At 62.8% G+C, this 17,182-nt stretch carries 17 protein-coding genes and 1 pseudogene; 7 read left to right on the top strand and 11 right to left on the bottom strand.

The genetic code is table 11. The features are described from left to right. The first annotated feature begins 60 nt into the window (after positions 1–60). Both NKI54_RS21920 and NKI54_RS21915 read left to right on the top strand, forming a co-directional pair. Positions 61–552, top strand: a complete 492-nt coding sequence (locus tag NKI54_RS21920) for a MaoC family dehydratase (protein WP_502897363.1) — start codon at positions 61–63, stop codon at positions 550–552. A gap of 3 nt (positions 553–555) precedes the next feature. Then, positions 556–1,437: an HpcH/HpaI aldolase/citrate lyase family protein gene (locus tag NKI54_RS21915; protein ID WP_352635456.1), complete on the top strand. Its 882-nt coding sequence runs from the start codon at positions 556–558 to the stop codon at positions 1,435–1,437. A gap of 20 nt (positions 1,438–1,457) precedes the next feature. On the opposite strand, the gene NKI54_RS21910 is transcribed toward NKI54_RS21915, so the two are convergent. Next, entirely contained in the window at positions 1,458–2,042 is a 585-nt protein-coding gene (locus NKI54_RS21910; RefSeq protein ID WP_352568828.1) for a nitroreductase family protein, read from the bottom strand. A 156-nt stretch (positions 2,043–2,198) separates the two neighbouring features. Here NKI54_RS21910 and NKI54_RS21905 point away from each other — a divergent pair, with 156 nt between their 5' ends. Then, entirely contained in the window at positions 2,199–3,164 is a 966-nt protein-coding gene (locus NKI54_RS21905; protein WP_023678874.1) for an RgsD C-terminal domain-containing protein, read from the top strand. A 159-nt stretch (positions 3,165–3,323) separates the two neighbouring features. On the opposite strand, the gene thrS is transcribed toward NKI54_RS21905, so the two are convergent. The 4 genes from thrS to NKI54_RS21885 form a co-directional block, all read right to left on the bottom strand. Then, complete coding sequence (thrS, locus tag NKI54_RS21900; protein WP_352635460.1) at positions 3,324–5,297, bottom strand: threonine--tRNA ligase; 1,974 nt, start codon at positions 5,295–5,297, stop codon at positions 3,324–3,326. A 169-nt stretch (positions 5,298–5,466) separates the two neighbouring features. After that, a complete protein-coding gene (gene blaOXA / locus NKI54_RS21895) occupies positions 5,467–6,282 on the bottom strand; it encodes a class D beta-lactamase (RefSeq protein ID WP_352692353.1) in 816 nt (271 codons plus the stop codon). A gap of 146 nt (positions 6,283–6,428) precedes the next feature. Next, positions 6,429–6,803 carry a membrane protein insertion efficiency factor YidD gene (yidD, locus tag NKI54_RS21890; protein WP_352635673.1) on the bottom strand — a complete coding sequence of 125 codons (375 nt, stop codon included), beginning with the start codon at positions 6,801–6,803 and terminating at the stop codon, positions 6,429–6,431. A 79-nt stretch (positions 6,804–6,882) separates the two neighbouring features. Next, the gene (locus NKI54_RS21885; RefSeq protein ID WP_352635464.1) at positions 6,883–7,050 is read right to left on the bottom strand and encodes a hypothetical protein; all 168 of its coding nucleotides are present in this window, start codon (positions 7,048–7,050) and stop codon (positions 6,883–6,885) included. A 91-nt stretch (positions 7,051–7,141) separates the two neighbouring features. On the opposite strand from NKI54_RS21885, the pseudogene NKI54_RS21880 reads away from it, so the two are divergent. Then, positions 7,142–8,055, top strand: a pseudogene (locus NKI54_RS21880) (LysR substrate-binding domain-containing protein). On the opposite strand, the gene NKI54_RS21875 reads toward NKI54_RS21880, so the two are convergent. Next, the gene (locus NKI54_RS21875) at positions 8,052–8,498 is read right to left on the bottom strand and encodes an iron-sulfur cluster assembly scaffold protein (RefSeq protein WP_023678879.1); all 447 of its coding nucleotides are present in this window, start codon (positions 8,496–8,498) and stop codon (positions 8,052–8,054) included. The pseudogene NKI54_RS21880 and the gene NKI54_RS21875 sit on opposite strands and share 4 nt — an antisense overlap. 240 nt (positions 8,499–8,738) lie before the next feature. Between NKI54_RS21875 and folE the strand changes: the two genes are divergently transcribed. From folE to NKI54_RS21860, 3 genes are all read left to right on the top strand, one after another. Beyond that, positions 8,739–9,401 carry a GTP cyclohydrolase I FolE gene (gene folE / locus NKI54_RS21870; RefSeq protein ID WP_023678880.1) on the top strand — a complete coding sequence of 221 codons (663 nt, stop codon included), beginning with the start codon at positions 8,739–8,741 and terminating at the stop codon, positions 9,399–9,401. A gap of 10 nt (positions 9,402–9,411) precedes the next feature. Then, positions 9,412–9,882 carry a phosphoribosyl-AMP cyclohydrolase gene (hisI, locus tag NKI54_RS21865; RefSeq protein WP_352635466.1) on the top strand — a complete coding sequence of 157 codons (471 nt, stop codon included), beginning with the start codon at positions 9,412–9,414 and terminating at the stop codon, positions 9,880–9,882. Between the two features lie 84 nt (positions 9,883–9,966). Continuing rightward, the gene (locus NKI54_RS21860; RefSeq protein WP_352692352.1) at positions 9,967–10,938 is read left to right on the top strand and encodes a patatin family protein; all 972 of its coding nucleotides are present in this window, start codon (positions 9,967–9,969) and stop codon (positions 10,936–10,938) included. Between the two features lie 19 nt (positions 10,939–10,957). On the opposite strand, the gene recJ is transcribed toward NKI54_RS21860, so the two are convergent. The 5 genes from recJ to NKI54_RS21835 all read right to left on the bottom strand — a co-directional run bounded on the left by recJ (position 10,958) and on the right by NKI54_RS21835 (position 17,163). After that, positions 10,958–12,742 carry a single-stranded-DNA-specific exonuclease RecJ gene (gene recJ, locus NKI54_RS21855; RefSeq protein WP_352692351.1) on the bottom strand — a complete coding sequence of 595 codons (1,785 nt, stop codon included), beginning with the start codon at positions 12,740–12,742 and terminating at the stop codon, positions 10,958–10,960. A gap of 60 nt (positions 12,743–12,802) precedes the next feature. Beyond that, positions 12,803–13,786 (bottom strand): class II fructose-bisphosphatase, encoded by a 984-nt coding sequence (glpX, locus tag NKI54_RS21850; RefSeq protein ID WP_352692350.1) that lies wholly within the window; start codon positions 13,784–13,786, stop codon positions 12,803–12,805. 142 nt (positions 13,787–13,928) lie between these two features. Beyond that, positions 13,929–15,242, bottom strand: coding sequence for a homoserine dehydrogenase (locus NKI54_RS21845; RefSeq protein WP_352635470.1), 1,314 nt, complete (start codon positions 15,240–15,242; stop codon positions 13,929–13,931). Between the two features lie 276 nt (positions 15,243–15,518). After that, positions 15,519–16,736: an LL-diaminopimelate aminotransferase gene (locus NKI54_RS21840; protein WP_023678886.1), complete on the bottom strand. Its 1,218-nt coding sequence runs from the start codon at positions 16,734–16,736 to the stop codon at positions 15,519–15,521. Positions 16,737–16,776: 40 nt separating this feature from the next. Further along, a complete protein-coding gene (locus NKI54_RS21835; RefSeq protein WP_023678887.1) occupies positions 16,777–17,163 on the bottom strand; it encodes a hypothetical protein in 387 nt (128 codons plus the stop codon). Between the last annotated feature and the right edge of the window lie 19 nt (positions 17,164–17,182).

The raw sequence follows: 17,182 nt of genomic DNA, 5'->3' as shown, positions 1-17,182 counted from the left end.
GTAGGCACAAATGGTTTACGAACGGTTCACCATGTTCGTTAACTGGCTTGCGAGCGCGATATGCAACGCCTATCAACCCTGAAGCAGCGGAGGAGATCGACCATGGCCGGGCTTTATCTTGAGGAGTTCGCTGTCGGCCAAGTGTTCACGCACACGCTGCGCAAAACCGTGACCGAAAGCGACAACATGTTGTTTTCGGTGATGACGTTGAACCCGCAGCCGCTGCACATCGACTTCGACTTCGCGGCGAAGAGCGAATGGGGCAAGCCGCTGGTCAATTCGCTGTTCACGCTTGGCCTGATGATCGGCATCTCGGTCAATGACATCACCGTCGGCACCACCATCGCCAATCTCGGCATGAAGGAGACAGTGTTTCCGCACCCCGTCTTCCATGGCGACACCATTCGCGTCGAGACCACGGTGGTTTCGGTGCGCGATTCCAGGTCGAAACCGGACCGCGGTATCGTCGAGTTCGAGCACCGCGCCTATAACCAGAACGATGTGCTGGTTGCCAAATGCACGAGGCAAGCCATGATGATGAAAAAGGCATAGCCGATGCGTTCTCTGCTCTTCGTTCCCGGCGATTCGGAAAAGAAGCTGGAGAAGGGCTTTGGCGTAGGCGCCGACGTGGTCATCGTCGACCTCGAGGATTCGATTGCTGCGCAGAACAAAGGTCTGGCGCGCGACACAGCGGCGCGTTTTATCGCCGAGCACAGGCACCGGACCAGCTCCGCGATCTATGTGCGCGTCAATGACCTTTCGACCGGACTGACCGACGACGATCTGGCGGCGCTCGTGCCAGCAAAACCAGACGGCATCATGCTGCCTAAGTCGAACAGCGGACTGGATGTCCAGCATCTCTCGGCCAAGCTCAGGGTGCACGAAGCCGAAAGCGGCCTGCCGGATGGAGGGATAAGGATCCTGCCGATCATCACAGAAACGGCCGCAGGCGTCTTGGCCGCAGCGACCTACGCCCGTGCAAGCGCGCGGCTTGTCGGCGTCACCTGGGGGGCGGAAGATTTGTCGGCGGCGATCGGCGCGCGCGCGACGCGCGACGGGAATGGCCGCTACACGGATGTGTTCCGCTTCGCCCGCACCATGACCATGCTTGCCGCAAGTGCCGCGGAAGTCGCGGCAATCGACACCGTGTTTCCGGATTTTCGCGACATGGCCGGCTTCGAGGCCGAATGCGCCGAGGCCGAGCGCGACGGTTTCACCGGCAAGATGGCGATCCATCCGGCGCAGGTGCCGGTCATCAACGCCGCCTTCACACCTTCGGCGCAAGCGGTGAAAAGCGCCCTGGCGATCGTCGAGGCGTTCGAGGCGGCAGGAAATCCCGGCGTCGTTGGCATGGATGGCAAGATGTACGACCGGCCGCATCTCAAGCTCGCAGAGCGGCTCCTGGCACGAGCCAAGGCATCGGAGCTTGATCCTTAGGGGTCTGTTCCGCGCCGAAATTATCCCACCCACGGCCCTGAATAGTCGGCATAGAGCTTTGCCGGATCGGGCCGCGGTCGTTCCGGCGCTGGCCCCTGGTAGGAGCCGATATGGACGAAGCCGACGACCCGCTCATGCGGCGCCAGGCCGAGGATCGCCCTGCCCTCGGGCACGTCGGAATACCAGTTGCTGATCATGTTGGTGCCGTAGCCCAGCGCATTGGCGGCAAGCATCAGGTTCATCGCCGCCATGCCGCCGGACAGGAACATCTCCCATTGCGGGATCTTTGGATTTTCCCTGGGGATAGAAATCACGCCGATGACCAGCGGCGCCCGCGAAAAGCGCGCCAATTCCTGGTTGCGCCGGCCTTCCGGCAGCGGCCCTTCGCGCTGTTCGGCAAGTTCTGCCAGCTTCTTGCCGATCTCGATGCGGGCCTCGCCGCGATAGAGGATGAAACGCCAAGGCTCCAGCCGGCCATGGTCCGGCACCCGCGAGGCGGCGGCGATCATCGTCGCGATCTCCGCATCGCCCGGTGCCGGTTCTTTCAAATCCGGGATCGGCGCGGAATTTCGGGTCAGCAGAAGATCGATGATCGGCGACGCCATGGGCGCAAGTCTCCTGGAATTTGAGCTGAAGCGCACCATCGGGACATCGGGCGGCTTGGGCATTGGCGCGGCGCGCCGGACAAAGAGCCCTGTAGCAGAAGCCGACCGGACTCTTAAGCCTTGAAATTGCCACCGCCTTGGGCTTCAACGCAAGGCATGTTTGAGGGGACATTGCGTCTTTTCCTGATATGGCTCGCTGCCGCACTGTTGATGGTGCCGGTTTCGCTTGCCGTCGCCCAGGATGTGGACGGCCTCGGCGAGCTGAAGCTTCCCGGAATTTCGGGCTATGCGCCTCCGAAAAGCGAGACATCGCTGGCATTGGGCAGCAGCGGGGCGATCACGCTGTCAGCGCAATTGACCGACAAGGGCGCCGACATCACGCGCGGCATCGTCTGGCGCGTCTTCAAACCCGAATCGGCCAGCGACGGCAAGCTGCCGATGGTCGCCTCCGCTCATGGCGGCACCGCCATATTCCAGCTCGAGCCGGGTTCGTATCTGGTCCACGCCTCCTACGGGCGGGCCGGCGCCACCAAGCGCATCACCGTCGGCAAGGAAGCCAAGCGCGAGAGCCTCGTGCTCGATGCCGGTGGCCTCAAGCTCGATGCCGTGCTGTCCGGCGGGGTACGCATACCGCCGAAGAAGCTGCGCTTCTCGATCTATGAGAGCCACGCCGCGGCCGATGGCGATCGCGCCCTCATCATACCCGATGTCGAGCCGAACAGCGTCGTGCGGCTCAATGCCGGCACCTACCACGTCGTGTCGACCTATGGCGCGGTGAACGCGGTCATCCGCTCCGACATCCGCGTCGAGGCCGGCAAGCTCACCGAAGCGACGGTCGAGCACCGTGCCGCCGAGATGACCATGAAGCTGGTGCGCGAACCAGGCGGCGAGGCTATCGCCGACACCTCCTGGTCGTTGCTCAATGAATCCGGCGATCCGATCAAGGAAACCGTCGGCGCCTTTGCCTCGATGGTGCTGGCCGAGGGCGACTACACCATCATCGCCAAGAACCGCGACCGCATCTACCAGAAGGATTTTACGGTGGTGGCTGGGCACAACCAGGACATCGAGGTTCTGGCCACCGAGGCTTCGGCCATCGATTCCGAGGAAGGCGCCGACTGAGGCGCGCCCCTCTAAGCTGCCTTGCGCATGCGTCGCGCCAGCGCGTTGCCGACGCGCACGTCGATCGATTTGCCAGATAGGCGCGCGGCGTGACAGGCATATAAAATATAAAAAATGGCGGTGGATCGCTCCACCGCCATTCGTTGCTGGTCGACTGGTTCAGGCCGCGCGGCGCTTGCGGTCGGGTGTCACCGCCTCGTCGGCAAGCAGCTTCACGGCGGCTGCGAGGCCGAGCGATTCCTGGTCGCGCGACCCGAGACGACGGATATTGACCGTTTCTTCCTCGGCCTCGCGCTTGCCACAGACCAGTATGACCGGGACCTTGGCCAGCGAATGCTCGCGGACCTTGTAGTTGATCTTCTCGTTGCGCAGGTCGGCCTCGGCGATCAGCCCGGCCGCCTTCAGCTGCGCGACGACCTTTCGCGCGTAATCGTCGGCATCGGAAGTGATCGTCGCCACCACCACCTGCAGCGGCGCGAACCAGAGCGGGAAATGGCCGGAATAATTCTCGATCAGGATGCCGAGAAAACGCTCCATCGAGCCGCAGATGGCGCGATGCACCATCACCGGCTGCTTCTTTTCCGAATCCGAGCCGATGTAGAAGGCGCCGAACCGTTCCGGCAGGTTGAAATCAACCTGCGTGGTGCCGCATTGCCAGTCGCGGCCGATGGCGTCCTTCAGCACATATTCGAACTTCGGCCCGTAGAACGTGCCCTCGCCCGGATTGACGCCCGTCTTGATCCGGTTGCCCGACCGCGCCGCGATCTTGTCGAGCACGTCCTGCAGCACGCCCTCAGCATGATCCCACATCGCGTCGGTGCCGACCCGTTTTTCGGGGCGGGTCGCCAGCTTGACGGTGATTTCGTCGAAGCCGAAATCGGCATAGGTCGAGAGGATCAGATCGTTGATCTTGATGCACTCGTCGGCGAGCTGTTCCTCGGTGCAGAAGATGTGCGCATCGTCCTGGGTAAAGCCGCGCACGCGCATCAGCCCGTGCAGCGCGCCGGACGGCTCATAGCGATGCACATTGCCGAATTCCGCAAGTTTTACCGGCAGATCGCGGTAGGATTTCAGCCCGTGCTTGAAGATTTGGACGTGACCGGGGCAGTTCATCGGCTTCAGCGCAAACACCCGGTCGTCGTCGGTGTCGTCGCCAGCAACCGTCACCTTGAACATGTTGTCCCGGTACCAGCCCCAATGGCCTGACGTCTCCCACAGGCTCTTGTCGAGCACCTGCGGCGCGTTGACCTCCTGATAGCCCTGCTCGTCGAGGCGGCGACGCATGTAATTGACCAGGTTCTGGAACATCCTCCAGCCCTTGGCGTGCCAGAACACGACCCCGGGGCCCTCCTCCTGGAAGTGGAACAGGTCCATCTCACGGCCGAGCTTCCTGTGGTCGCGCTTCTCGGCCTCCTCCAGCATCGTCTGATACGCTTCGAGCTGCGCCTGGTCGGCCCAGGCCGTGCCGTAGATGCGGGTCAGCATCGGGTTGTTGCTGTCGCCGCGCCAATAGGCGCCGGCGACCTTCATCAGCTTGAAGGCGTTGCCGATCTGGCCAGTCGCGGCCATATGCGGGCCGCGGCAAAGATCGAACCAGTCGCCCTGTGCATAGATCTTGAGATCCTGATCCTCGGAGATGGCGTCGATCAGCTCGAGCTTGTAGCGCTCGCCCTTGTCGGCGAAGATCCTTTTCGCCTTCTCACGCGACCACACCTCTTTGGTGAACGGCTTGTTGCGCGCGATGATCTCGCGCATCTTCTTCTCGATCACCGGGAAATCGTCGGGCGTGAACGGCTCGTTGCGGGCAAAATCGTAGTAGAATCCGTTTTCGATCACCGGCCCGATGGTCACCTGCGTTCCCGGCCAAAGTTCCTGCACGGCTTCGGCCAGCACATGGGCTGCATCGTGGCGGATGAGCTCCAGCGCACGCGGGTCCTCGCGGGTGATGATCTCGACTTTGCCCGATCTGCCGATCGGGTCGGAAAGATCGCGCACTGTGCCGTCGATCGAATAGGCAACGGCCTTCTTGGCCAGCGACTTCGAGATCGATTCCGCCAGGCCGGCGCCGGTCATCGCCGCGTCGTAATCGCGAACGGAACCATCGGGAAATGTCAGGGAAACGGAATTCAGCATAAGATTCTCCTATCCAGTCCCGCAAACGAGCGCGGGTGGTGAAAATGCATGTCGCCCAAAAGTGCGCAGCGGTTTTGGGGTAACGACATGCATCAGGCAAAAGCCGGATGCGTCCGGCGGCGAGCGGTCTTTTATGGGCAGTTTTCGGCGCCGTAAAGCCGGATGTAGGTCACCTGAGGAGATTCGGCAGATCTTTCAGGAACATCGCCCGCGTCTTGAGCCCCTTTGGCGTGTCGGAACGTTTCGTATCGACTGCCAGGCGGGCAAAGACGATCTTGCGAGCATCGGTCTGCGCCCAGCCGACAAACCAGCCAAGCGAGCGCTTGTCGGCGCTGTCGCCGAGCCTGGTCGTTCCAGTCTTGCCCTGCACCGTCCAGCCGCCTGCCCGGAAGGTCGGGACAATCGCGCTGGTCATCGCATGGGCCTTGTCCGAGACCGGCAGTTTCCGCGCCAGCAGCTTGCGCAGGAAATCGACCTGCTCGACCGGAGATATCTTGAGCGAAGAATTCACCCAGGAATGGGTGAGGCCGTCATTCTTGCCGGCAGTGCCGGAGACTTCGGTGTTACCATAGTCCAATCTGGACACATAGCCGGCAAACTGTTTGCTGCCGAGCCGGCGCGTAATCTCGCGTGAGAACCAAAGGACCGAATCCCTTTCCCAGATCGTCGGGTCGACGGTCTTGCGGTCCCGTTTCGGGGCATTGAACTCTGCCTTGTACTCCCAGCTTGGCGTATGCTCGTCGCTCAGGATTCCAGCATCATAGCCGATCAGCGCCAGCGGAACCTTGAATGTCGAGGCGGGGCTGAAGCGTTGATCGCAGGTCCCTTGGCGATACAGCGTCTCGCCGCTTGCGGCGTCGACGATCAGCGTGCATTCGACGTCCCCGAGCGGCGCCGATTGCGTACGGATCGGAAAACCCATCAGCCACGCCAGGACATAGAGAACCACGGCGAAAACGAAGGGAAGACGATCTATCCGGCGCATTTGGTAATCTCTCCTGAAGGGTGTCAGGAGCGGCTTAGCGAGGTGTCTTGTCTCGATTTTGTCTCAAATGCGCTGTGTCAGCGCAAGCTGCGGTTAACCCTACCAGAGCGTAGAAAGCGATCCCTTTGTGCACCGCACAGTTGCGGTCAACTGTCCAGCTCGCCACGTTTTTTCCCGATCCGCCAGTACCGCCATGGCGTGAACCAGAGGTAGCGATCAGCCAGTGCCTCAGGCACCCGGTCGATGCCGTGCGTGCCGAACGGTCCGCAGCGCAGCACCCGGAAAAACCCCATCCAGCCGCCGGCCCACAGCCCGTGGCGGGCGATCGCTTCGTGCGCGTATTCGGAACAGGTCGGCAGATGCCGGCAGGAATTGCCGACGAAGCCGGACAGCGTCAGCTGGTAGAGTCGGACAAGCGACGTGCCGAAGACGCGGCCCGGCGTCTTGCGCCACGGGCCGGGCCAATTGCGTCCTTGTCGAATCGGTCTGGCGCCGTGCGCTTGCCGATGTTGGCCGACCACCGCAGTCTCCACATCGCGTTTCCCTACGCGATAGATGTGCGCATCGGGCCAGGAACGCAATGCCGTTCCGGCAATCCCATCATGGCCTGGTACGGCGAACCGGGTAGCGGTCGGGCGTCGGCCTTCGACATACGGCGACGCTGGTCGGCGGCCTCTCCTCGCACCAATCCCTATGCGGTTTCTCGTCGTACCACTGAAACGTCGCGATCCGCAGGACATCGCCCAGAACGTTGAGAAACTGGATCATGGCGGCACTCCTTGAGCACCGATTAGAGCGCCGCTGGCCTTGCTCTTCAAACGAGTATAACGTCCACGTCAGATAACTCTGAGTTATGCGAATGAAGCGCGGACACCTCCCCCTGACGGCTCTCAGAAGCTTCGAAGCAGCCGGTCGTCACCTGAGCTTCAGCCGTGCGGCCGAGGAGCTTTATGTTTCGCAGGCGGCGATCAGCCGACAGATCCGCGAGCTCGAAACCTTCCTGCGCCAACCTTTGTTCTTCCGCCATCATCGCCGCGTCGAGTTGACCGACACCGGCCGGCGGCTGCACGACCAGTTGGTCAGAAGTTTCGAGGGCATCGACAGGCTGCTTTCGGAATTGACGGCGGCCCCGACGCAGTCCTGGTACGTGTCAGCGTCGAGCCATCGCTCGCATCCGTATGGCTGGTGCCGCGGCTCAACCGGTTTCGCGAGTTGCGACCCGACATCGACGTTTCCCTTGAGGTCGACCCGAGGTTGATAGAGTTTCGCAGCGATCAGCCCGAACTTGCCCTACGTTTCAGTGCGCACGCCACCTCATGGCCACGCAGCGAAGCCGAACAGCTTGCCGCGGTCGTCGATTCCCCAGTTCTGTCGCCGGCACTTCTTGCATCCGGCCCAGCTCTGGAAAAGCCGATCGACCTTGGTCGCTATACATTGCTGCACGAAGAAAACCGTCAGGCTTGGGCGCGCTGGTTCGAAGCGGCGGGCGTGACGGCTGATGCCGTGCCTGCGCGCGGCCCGATGCTGGCCGATGCTTCGCTTTCGAAGCAGGCAGCCTTGCTTGGACATGGTGTCGCGCTGGGCGATCTTTTGCAGATCGGCGAAGAACTTGCGTCCGGCGCGCTGATCAAGCCTTTCGACATCGACGTCGCGTCGGGCGCCTATTGGCTAGTGGCCAGAAGGCTGAATGACCTTTCCGAGCCGGCCAGGGCTTTTGCCGACTGGGTCCGGGCGGAATTCGCCGAAAGCCGGCGTTTTCTCGCCAAGGTTTAGGCCGCCTCTTCCGCCCGCTTCTTTTCGATCTGGCCGATCGCGTCGACCACTGCGTCGAAGGTCAGCATGGTCGAGGCGTGGCGCGCCTTATAGTCGCGCACCGGCTCCAGGTATTTCAGGTCGGCGAAGCGGCCTTCGGGCGGCGGGCCATTTTCCTTCAGCATCTTCAGCATCGTCTCGCGCACGCTGCGCAATTCTTCTGCACTGGCGCCGACGACGTGCTGCGCCATGATCGAAGACGACGCCTGGCCAAGCGCACAGGCTTTCACGTCATGCGCGAAATCGCTGACGACGCCGTCATCCATCTTCAGATCGACGGTCACCGTCGAGCCACACAGTTTGGAATGTGCTCGTGCGGTTGCGTCGGGCCGGTCGAGCCGGCCGATCCGTGCGATATTTCCGGCAAAACCCAGAATTTTCGCATTGTAGACATCGTCGATCATATTTTTCCAATCCGTCGCCGCCCAGCGAACAGCGATTGCCGCTCTGGCGTCTTCCTTTCGCTCGGCACGAACATATATAATGGCGGTAGTCGGGTATCGACAAGGCGACCACAAACCTCGTCATGCCCAAATCTGTTCACGCCACTTACGGGCTGGAAACCGGGCGAGTTTCTAACACCCGAAAGGTCGTGGTCCGTTCAACTCGTTCCTCCTAAGAGAGGAACTACGGGAGACGCCTTTATGGACGCCGTTATCAAGAAACTCATGCCGCAGTCGGCCTATATGGAAAAGCCGGTCACCGACCGGCCAAGCGAGGCCGAAGTCGAAGCCGCGGTGCGCACCTTGCTGCGCTGGACCGGCGACAACCCTGACCGCGAGGGTCTGATCGACACGCCGAAGCGCGTCACTAAGGCGTTCCGCGAAATGTTCAACGGCTACGACATGTGTCCGGCCGAGGAACTCGGCCGCACCTTCGAGGAAGTCGCCGGCTACGATGACCTCGTGATCGTCAAGGACATCACGTTCCACTCGCATTGCGAGCACCACATGGTGCCGATCATCGGCAAGGCGCATGTCGGCTATCTGCCGGACGGCAAGGTCGTCGGCCTGTCCAAGATCGCCCGCGTCGTCGACATCTTCGCCCATCGTCTGCAGACCCAGGAAGCGATGACGGCGCAGATTGCCGGGGTCATCCAGGACGTGCTCAATCCGCGTGGCGTCGCCGTCATGCTCGAGGCCGAGCATATGTGCATGGCCATGCGCGGTATCCGCAAACAGGGCTCCACCACGCTGACCTCGACCTTCACCGGCGTCTTCAAGGATACACCCGAAGAGCAGGTCCGCTTCGTCACCATGGTGCGCGGCGGCGGAACTGATCAGACCCGCCCCACCTTAGTTAAATAAGGACCGGCGAATGTCGGCATTGGAGTTCCCGAAAGCTCCCTCAGACAAGAAGGCGCTTGAGGAAGGCACGGTCCTTTCGCCGCGCTTCGATGCCGGCGGCCTCGTCACCGCCGTCGTCACCGATGCCAAAGACGGCATGCTGCTGATGGTCGCGCACATGAATGCCGAGGCACTGGCGCTGACGCTCGAGACCGGCATCGCGCACTACTGGTCGCGTTCGCGCAACGCGCTGTGGAAGAAGGGCGAAACCTCGGGCAATGTCCAGGAGGTTGTCGAGATGCTCACGGATTGTGACCAGGACGCGATATGGTTGCGCGTCAAAGTGCTGGGTCACCAAGCAACTTGTCACACCGGCCGACGTTCATGCTTTTATCGGACGGTGGGGCTGAGCGATGGCAAAGGGACGCTTGCCAGCGACGGCAGCAAGCCGCTGTTCGATGCGGAAAAAACGTATCGAAAGCCCAATACACCATCAATATGAACCATTCGCAGCACTTCAGCCACGTATATTCATGATTTCGATACGGCCCGCCTATAGGATGACCGTGGGACAAGGGAGATTGTGATGCTCGACTGGGCGTCATTGCGCAACAGACCTGACGTTCGGGAGGCCAATGGCCTCTCCTCGGCCGCGGGCGCATCCGAAACCAAATCTCCGGGCAAAACTGGGATTTCGCTGGCATTGGGTGGCGGCTGTGCGCGCGGCTGGGCGCATATCGGCGTGCTGCGCGCGCTTGACGAAGTCGGCATCGAAGTGTCGATGATCGCCGGAACATCGATCGGCGCGCTGGTCGGCGGCTGCTATGTTGCCGGCAAACTCGACGAATTGGAAGAATTCGCGCGCAGCCTGACCAGGCGGCGCATTTTTGGCCTTCTCGACCTCAATCTACGCGGCAGCGGCCTGTTCGGTGGCATGAAGCTCGATGCGCGGCTGCGCGAGCACATAGCCGGCATCCGCTTCGAGGACCTGCCAAAACCATTCGTCTGCGTCGCTTCGGAAATCCGCACCGGCCATGAGATCTGGCTGTCGAGCGGCTCGTTGAGCACCGCAATGCGCGCCTCCTACGCGCTGCCCGGCGTGTTCGAGCCGGTCGCCTGCAATGGGCGTGTGCTGGTTGACGGCGCACTGGTCAATCCGGTGCCGGTCTCGGTCTGCCGTGCCTACGAGCAGCCGCTCGTAGTTGCGGTGAACCTTCACTACGATCTGTTCGGCCGCGCCGCGGTGATCAAGCACAATGCCGGCGAGCTGGTCATCGAGAAAGACGCGCCGAGGGCCGGCCACGCCGATCCCGAACGCCAGTCGCGCGAGACGCGGCTCGGCATTACCGGCGTCATGGTCGAGGCCTTCAACATCATCCAGGACCGCATTTCGCGCGCCAGGCTGGCCGGCGACCCGCCGGACATATCGCTGCAGCCGAAGCTCAGCCATATCGGCCTGACCGAATTCCACCGCGCCGACGAAGCGATCCGTATCGGCTACCAGGCAACGATGGCGCAGATCGGCGACCTGACCCGGCTGCAGACCGTCCTCGCTTAGGCAGGGCGGCAGCGAGCTCTCAGGCAAGCGCCGCGTCGACGATACGAAATTGCACCGTGCGGTTGCCGTTCCAGTGGTTGCCCGACAGCGAGCCGGCGACATGCACCGGCTTACCCCTGTTCTTGAACAGGAATTCGCCAAGAGCCGTGTCGACGGCGCGAAAGGCGATCGCCTGGATGCGGCCGCCGCTTTCCGACTGCAGGTCGGCGCGGATGTGGTTGCTGCCGACCGCCCGCGCATCGACAAGCCGGTGGCGCGGCAGCGCGAACACCGGCGCAACATGCCCGGCGCCGAACGGCCCTGCCTTCTCAAGCGCATCGAGCAGCGCAAGCGTCGCGCCCTCGGCGGCAAGCGCGCCGTCGATCGCCAGGCTCTCCTCGCCTTGCAGGCGGAACACATCCACCGCCGCGCGCTCTTCGAAGAAAGCCCTGAGTTCGCCGAGCTTCGCCCGCTCGACAGTGATGCCGGCCGCCATTCCGTGGCCGCCGCCCTTGACGATCAGTCCGGCATCGGCGGCCTCGCGTACCAACCGGCCGAGGTCGAAGCCCGACACTGAACGGCCTGACCCCGTGCCGACACCATTGGCGTTGAAGGCGATGGCAAAGGCCGGCCGTCTTGCATGGTCCTTGAGCCGCGAGGCAAGCAGGCCGACAATGCCAGGATGCCAGTTGCTGCTGGCTGTGACCACGATGGCCGGACCATTGCCGCCGGCAAGCTCGGCATCGGCCTCTGAGCGCGCGGCGGCCAGCATCTCCTGCTCCATCGACTGCCGCTCCTGGTTGAGCCGATCCAGCGTCTCGGCGATGGTGAGGGCCTCGACCGGGTCGTCGGTTGCAAGCAGGCGGCTGCCAAGTGCTGCGTCGCCGATGCGCCCGCCGGCGTTGATGCGCGGACCGATCAGAAAGGCCAGATGGAACGTGCTGATCGGCTCGCCGATACGCGAGACCCGCGCCAACGCCGCCAGCCCTTCGTTTCTCTGCTGCCGCGCCACCTGCAGCCCCTTGACCACGAAGGCGCGGTTGATGCCGGTGAGCGGCACCACGTCGCAGACGGTGCCAAGCGCCACCAGATCGAGCAGGCCAAGCAGGTCCGGCGGTGCGGCATCCGGCAGGCGGCTGCGCAGAATCTTCGCGGTCTGCACCAGGCAAAGGAAGACGACACCGGCCGCACAAAGATGGCCTTGTCCGGAAAGGTCGTCCTCGCGATTGGGGTTGACGACCGCAGCCGCCGCCGGCAACGGCCCGCCGACCTGATGGTGATCGAGCACCACGACGTCGGCGCCGACGGCCTTCGCCGCGTCGATGGAAGCAGCACTATTGGTGCCGCAATCGACGGTGACGATCAGCGTCGCGCCGCGCGAGACGAGTTCGCGCATCGCTTCCGGATTGGGGCCGTAACCCTCGAAGATGCGGTCCGGTATGTAGATCTCCGACGGCACCGAGAAATGTGCGAGAAAGCGCTTGAGCAGAGCCGATGAGGCGGCGCCGTCGACATCGTAGTCGCCAAAGATCGCCACCTTTTCCCTGGCCATCACCGCCTGGGCGATGCGAGAGGCGGCCTTGTCCATGTCGGTCAGCGATGCCGGGTCGGGCAGCAGGTTGCGGATGGTCGGATCCAGAAACCGCTCGGTCTGTTGGGCGGTGACGCCACGCCCGGCCAGCACACGTGCCACGATGTCAGGCACGCCATACCCTTGCGCGATGGCGAGCGCGGCCATGTCCTGACGTTCGGTCAGCCGGTGTTCCCAGGAAACGCCGGTGGCCGACTGCCTGACATCGAGGAAAAAGCGTCTTTCCCCCGTCACGTGACGCGCCGTCTGCAATTTGTCATTGCGCACAGTATGCAACGGCTAACTGAGTCGAAATCAAAACTTTTCCAGATCCTGGTGCCTGGCCTTGATTTCGCGCACGGTCCGCGATGACGAGCGCAGCACGATCGTGTGCGTGGTGATGAAATTGCGGCCGAACTTGACGCCGGCTAGCATATTGCCGTCGGTGACGCCGGTCGCGGCAAACAGCACGTCGCCGCGTGCCATGTCTTGCGTGTGGTAGATCCGTTTAGGGTCGGAGATGCCCATCTTGGCGGCGCGCGCCAGCTTTTCCGGCGTATCGAGGATCAACTTGCCCTGCATCTGGCCACCGGTGCAGCGCAAGGCGGCAGCTGCGAGCACGCCTTCCGGCGCGCCGCCGGTGCCGAGATAGATGTCGATGCCGGTCTCGTCCGGGTCGGTGGTATGGATGACCCCGGCGACATCACCGTCGCCGATCAGCCGGATCGCGGCGCCTGTCGCCCGCACGGCTTCGATCAAGGCGCCATGGCGCGGCCGGTCGAGGATGCAGGCGGTGATCTCTGCCACCGGCACGCCCTTGGCCCTGGCCAGGCTGGCGATGTTTTCGGCCGGCGAGGCATCGATGTCGATGATGCCGTCGGCATAGCCTGGGCCGATCGCGATCTTGTCCATATAGACGTCGGGCGCGAACAGAAGGCTGCCTTTTTCGGCAATGGCGATAACAGCCAATGCATTGGGCAGGTTCTTGGCGCAGATCGTCGTGCCTTCGAGCGGATCGAGCGCTATGTCGACAGCCGGGCCTTTGCCGGTACCGACCTCCTCGCCGATATAGAGCATCGGCGCCTCGTCGCGCTCGCCTTCGCCGATCACCACCGTGCCGTTGATGGCAAGACGGTTAAGCTCCTGCCGCATGGCGTCGACCGCGACCTGGTCGGCCGCCTTCTCGTCGCCGCGCCCGCGCAATCTGGCGGCCGCGACCGCGGCGCGTTCGGTGACGCGCACCAATTCCATGGTCAGTATCCGGTCGAGGCCGGCGACAATGTTCTGGGCCACATTCATCGATGGACAATCCTCGTTGGCACTCAGCCTCCCGCCGGAGACGCGCTCCTTGTGTCAAAGCCCCGTGACAACAGCAAGACCTGCGCTGGACCTTTTTGAAAGCGCAGCAATATCAATCGATTAAACGCAAAATGTGAGACTGCTATCCGGCCCGCTCGATGCGGATGACTTGCGGCTTGTCGGTCAGAAGGCTGTCCCTGGTGATGCCGTCGACGGCCTTGCGCACCGCCGCCTCGGTCGTCTCGTGGGTCACCAGGATGACGGTCTTCTGTGCCTCGGTTTCCGGCCCGGCGGCATGCTGGACGATCGATTCCAGCGAAATGTCGTTGTCGGCCATGCGCTTGGCTATTGCCGCGAAGACGCCGAGGCGGTCGTGTACGGTCAGCCGGATGAAATAACCGCCGGCATGGCTGCGCATCTGCGCTTTCTTATAAGGCTTCAATTCCTTCGCCGGCCGGCCGAAGACCGGACCATGCTGGAAGCCAGGCCGGCTCTTGGCGATGTCGGCAATGTCGCCGATCACCGCCGACGCGGTGGCGTTGCCGCCGGCGCCAGGGCCGGAAAGCAGCAATTCGCCGAGGATGTCAGTTTCGATCGCCACCGCATTGGTGACGCCGTGCACCTGCGCGATGACCGAGGCCGTCGGCACCATGGTCGGGTGCACGCGCTGCTCGATGCCGCTTTCGGTGCGTTGGGCGACGCCAAGCAGCTTGATCCGGTAGCCGAGATCGCTGGCCGCGCGGATGTCCGCCTGGCTGATGTTGGAGATGCCTTCCATGTAGATATCGTTGGCGGCGATCCTCGTGCCGAAGGCAAGGCTGGTCAGGATCGACAGCTTGTGCGCGGTGTCGTGACCCTCGATGTCGAAGGTCGGGTCGGCTTCGGCATAGCCCAGCCGTTGCGCATCCTTCAGGCAGGCATCGAAAGACAGGCCCTCGGCTTCCATGCGCGTCAGAATGTAGTTGCAGGTACCGTTGAGGATGCCGAAAACGCGGGTCACCGAATTGCCGGCCATCGCCTCGCGCATTGTCTTGATAACCGGAATGCCGCCGGCCACCGCCGCCTCGTAGTTGAGCAGCACGCCTTTCCTCTCGGCGATCTCGGCCAATGCCACCCCGTGTTTGGCAAGCAACGCCTTGTTTGCGGTGACGACATGTCGGCCGGCCTCGAGCGCCGCTTTGACGGACGAACGTGATGGGCCTTCGTCGCCGCCGATCAGCTCGACGAACACGTCGATCTCGGCGGTCTGCGCCATCTTGACGGCGTCGTCGAACCACTGTGCTGTGCCAAGATCAACGCCGCGGTCGCGTTTGGGATCGCGGGCGGAAACCGCCGACACGACGATGTCGCGTCCGCACTGCCGCGTCAGTTCAGCCGCCTTGTCGCGCAGCACGCGGGCCACCGACGCACCGACGGTGCCGAGGCCGGCAATTCCAACACGCAACGCTTCAGTCATCCGAGAGTCTGTCCGCCAGCTAGAATTGATTTTCGACCGCAACCAGATAGTCGTCGTTTTCATCAGGCTTCCGGGTCACGGTGACTATAGTCCCGGGCTGAAACTCCCACACTTCCGAGGCTGGTATGGGCTGGTCCAAGATGAGGTATGTGGTCGGACTAATTTGTTTTGCTTGTACCGGCCGCCAAACGGAAACCGACTCATCGATTAGCCTGACATAAACGACGGCCTGGACGTTCATGCTGGCAGGGTCGGTCATGGCTGTGACTGAACCACTCAGCGATGCGCGGCGAGCGGCACGACGTTATTCGGCTGCTTGGCGCTGGATGCGAGGAAGCGCTTGATATTGCGCGCCGCTTGCCGGATCCGGTGCTCGTTTTCGACCAGCGCGATGCGCACGTGATCGTCGCCATGCTCGCCGAAGCCGACGCCCGGCGCCACCGCGACGTCGGCGTGCTCGATCAGGAGCTTGGAGAATTCAAGCGAGCCCAGGTGCTTGAACGGCTCCGGGATCGGCGCCCACGCGAACATCGAAGCCGCCGGTGCGGGAATGGTCCAGCCGGCGCGGCTGAAAGCGTCGACCATGACATCGCGGCGTTTGCGGTAGACGTCGCGCACTTCGGCGATGTCGGCGCCGTCGCCGTTGAGTGCATGCGCCGCCGCCACCTGGATTGGCGTGAAGGCGCCGTAGTCGAGATAGGATTTCACTCGCGTCAGCGCCGAGATCAGCCGTTCATTGCCGACCGCAAAACCCATGCGCCAGCCCGGCATCGAAAAGGTCTTCGACATCGAGGTGAACTCGACGGCGACGTCTATGGCGCCCGGCACCTGCAGCACCGAAGGCGGCGGATTGCCGTCGAAATAGATCTCCGAATAGGCAAGATCCGACAGGATGATGATGTCGTTCTTCCTGGCGAAGGCCACCACCTCCTTGTAGAAATCGAGCGAAGCGACCAGTGCCGTCGGGTTGGATGGATAATTGAGGATCAGTGCCAGCGGCTTCGGGATCGAATGGCGGATGCCGCGCTCCAACGCCGGGATGAAGCCGTCGTCCGGCTCGACCTGCAGCGAGCGGATGACGCCGCCTGACATAATGAAGCCGAAGGCGTGGATCGGATAGGTCGGGTTGGGGCACAGGATCACATCGCCGGGGGCGGTGATCGCCTGCGCCATATTGGCAAAGCCCTCCTTCGAGCCGAGCGTCGCCACCACCTGGCTGTCCGGGTCGAGCTTCACACCGAAGCGGCGGGCATAGTAGTTGGCCTGGGCACGACGCAGGCCCGGAATGCCGCGCGACGACGAATAGCGGTGCGTGCGCGGATCGCGTACCACCTCGCAGAGTTTGTCGACGATGGCCTTGGGCGTCGGCAGGTCCGGATTGCCCATGCCAAGGTCGATGATGTCGGCGCCGCGCGAACGGGCGCTGGCCTTCAGCCGATTGACCTGTTCGAAGACATAGGGCGGAAGCCGGCGGACCTTGTGAAATTCTTCCATGGCAGTTCCAGACAGTGAGGTTGCGGTCGCGCGTATAAGCTTATTTGCAACTAGGGTCGAGAGCGGGGTCGCATTTGCCTTCGATCTGCTTCAGCGCCTCGGCGCCGTGTTTTTTGGCCAGCTGGTCCAGCGCTGCCTGGTCCGCAACCTTGACGCCGCCGCCCTTGGCGGCCTGGCTCTGCTCCTCGGCCTTCAGTTGGGCGAGCTTGGCATTCTTTTCCTCGTCGGTGAATTGCTCGGCCGCCACCTGCGGCCGGATGTTCAGGTTCGGATAGGAACCGGTGTCCTTCGCGCCGACAAGGCCGGTGGCGGGCGCTGCACCTTCTATGTTGCTGCTCGTGCAACCGGCCATCGCCAACAGGACGAGCGCCATGCGGCAAAAACGACCAGTGCCGGAAAAAACGTTCTTGCCAATATTAATCGTCATATTGTTTTCCTGGCGGCCG

Origin of the sequence: Mesorhizobium sp. M0663, assembly GCF_040320585.1 — a bacterium.
Classification (GTDB): Bacteria; Pseudomonadota; Alphaproteobacteria; order Rhizobiales; family Rhizobiaceae; genus Mesorhizobium.
This window is presented reverse-complemented; position numbering and strand designations above follow the sequence as displayed.

What these genes read in the sequence shown, in the direction of transcription:
- NKI54_RS21840 (WP_023678886.1), bottom strand. Translation starts at nt 16,736, where the DNA reads ATGGAAGAATTTCACAAGGTCCGCCGGCTTCCGCCCTATGTCTTCGAA.
- NKI54_RS21920 (WP_502897363.1), top strand. Translation starts at nt 61, where the DNA reads ATGCAACGCCTATCAACCCTGAAGCAGCGGAGGAGATCGACCATGGCC.
- thrS (WP_352635460.1), bottom strand. Translation starts at nt 5,297, where the DNA reads ATGCTGAATTCCGTTTCCCTGACATTTCCCGATGGTTCCGTTCGCGAT.
- NKI54_RS21915 (WP_352635456.1), top strand. Translation starts at nt 556, where the DNA reads ATGCGTTCTCTGCTCTTCGTTCCCGGCGATTCGGAAAAGAAGCTGGAG.
- hisI (WP_352635466.1), top strand. Translation starts at nt 9,412, where the DNA reads ATGTCGGCATTGGAGTTCCCGAAAGCTCCCTCAGACAAGAAGGCGCTT.
- NKI54_RS21835 (WP_023678887.1), bottom strand. Translation starts at nt 17,163, where the DNA reads ATGACGATTAATATTGGCAAGAACGTTTTTTCCGGCACTGGTCGTTTT.
- NKI54_RS21885 (WP_352635464.1), bottom strand. Translation starts at nt 7,050, where the DNA reads ATGATCCAGTTTCTCAACGTTCTGGGCGATGTCCTGCGGATCGCGACG.
- blaOXA (WP_352692353.1), bottom strand. Translation starts at nt 6,282, where the DNA reads ATGCGCCGGATAGATCGTCTTCCCTTCGTTTTCGCCGTGGTTCTCTAT.
- folE (WP_023678880.1), top strand. Translation starts at nt 8,739, where the DNA reads ATGGACGCCGTTATCAAGAAACTCATGCCGCAGTCGGCCTATATGGAA.
- NKI54_RS21845 (WP_352635470.1), bottom strand. Translation starts at nt 15,242, where the DNA reads ATGACTGAAGCGTTGCGTGTTGGAATTGCCGGCCTCGGCACCGTCGGT.
- NKI54_RS21910 (WP_352568828.1), bottom strand. Translation starts at nt 2,042, where the DNA reads ATGGCGTCGCCGATCATCGATCTTCTGCTGACCCGAAATTCCGCGCCG.
- glpX (WP_352692350.1), bottom strand. Translation starts at nt 13,786, where the DNA reads ATGAATGTGGCCCAGAACATTGTCGCCGGCCTCGACCGGATACTGACC.
- NKI54_RS21860 (WP_352692352.1), top strand. Translation starts at nt 9,967, where the DNA reads ATGCTCGACTGGGCGTCATTGCGCAACAGACCTGACGTTCGGGAGGCC.
- NKI54_RS21875 (WP_023678879.1), bottom strand. Translation starts at nt 8,498, where the DNA reads ATGATCGACGATGTCTACAATGCGAAAATTCTGGGTTTTGCCGGAAAT.
- NKI54_RS21905 (WP_023678874.1), top strand. Translation starts at nt 2,199, where the DNA reads ATGTTTGAGGGGACATTGCGTCTTTTCCTGATATGGCTCGCTGCCGCA.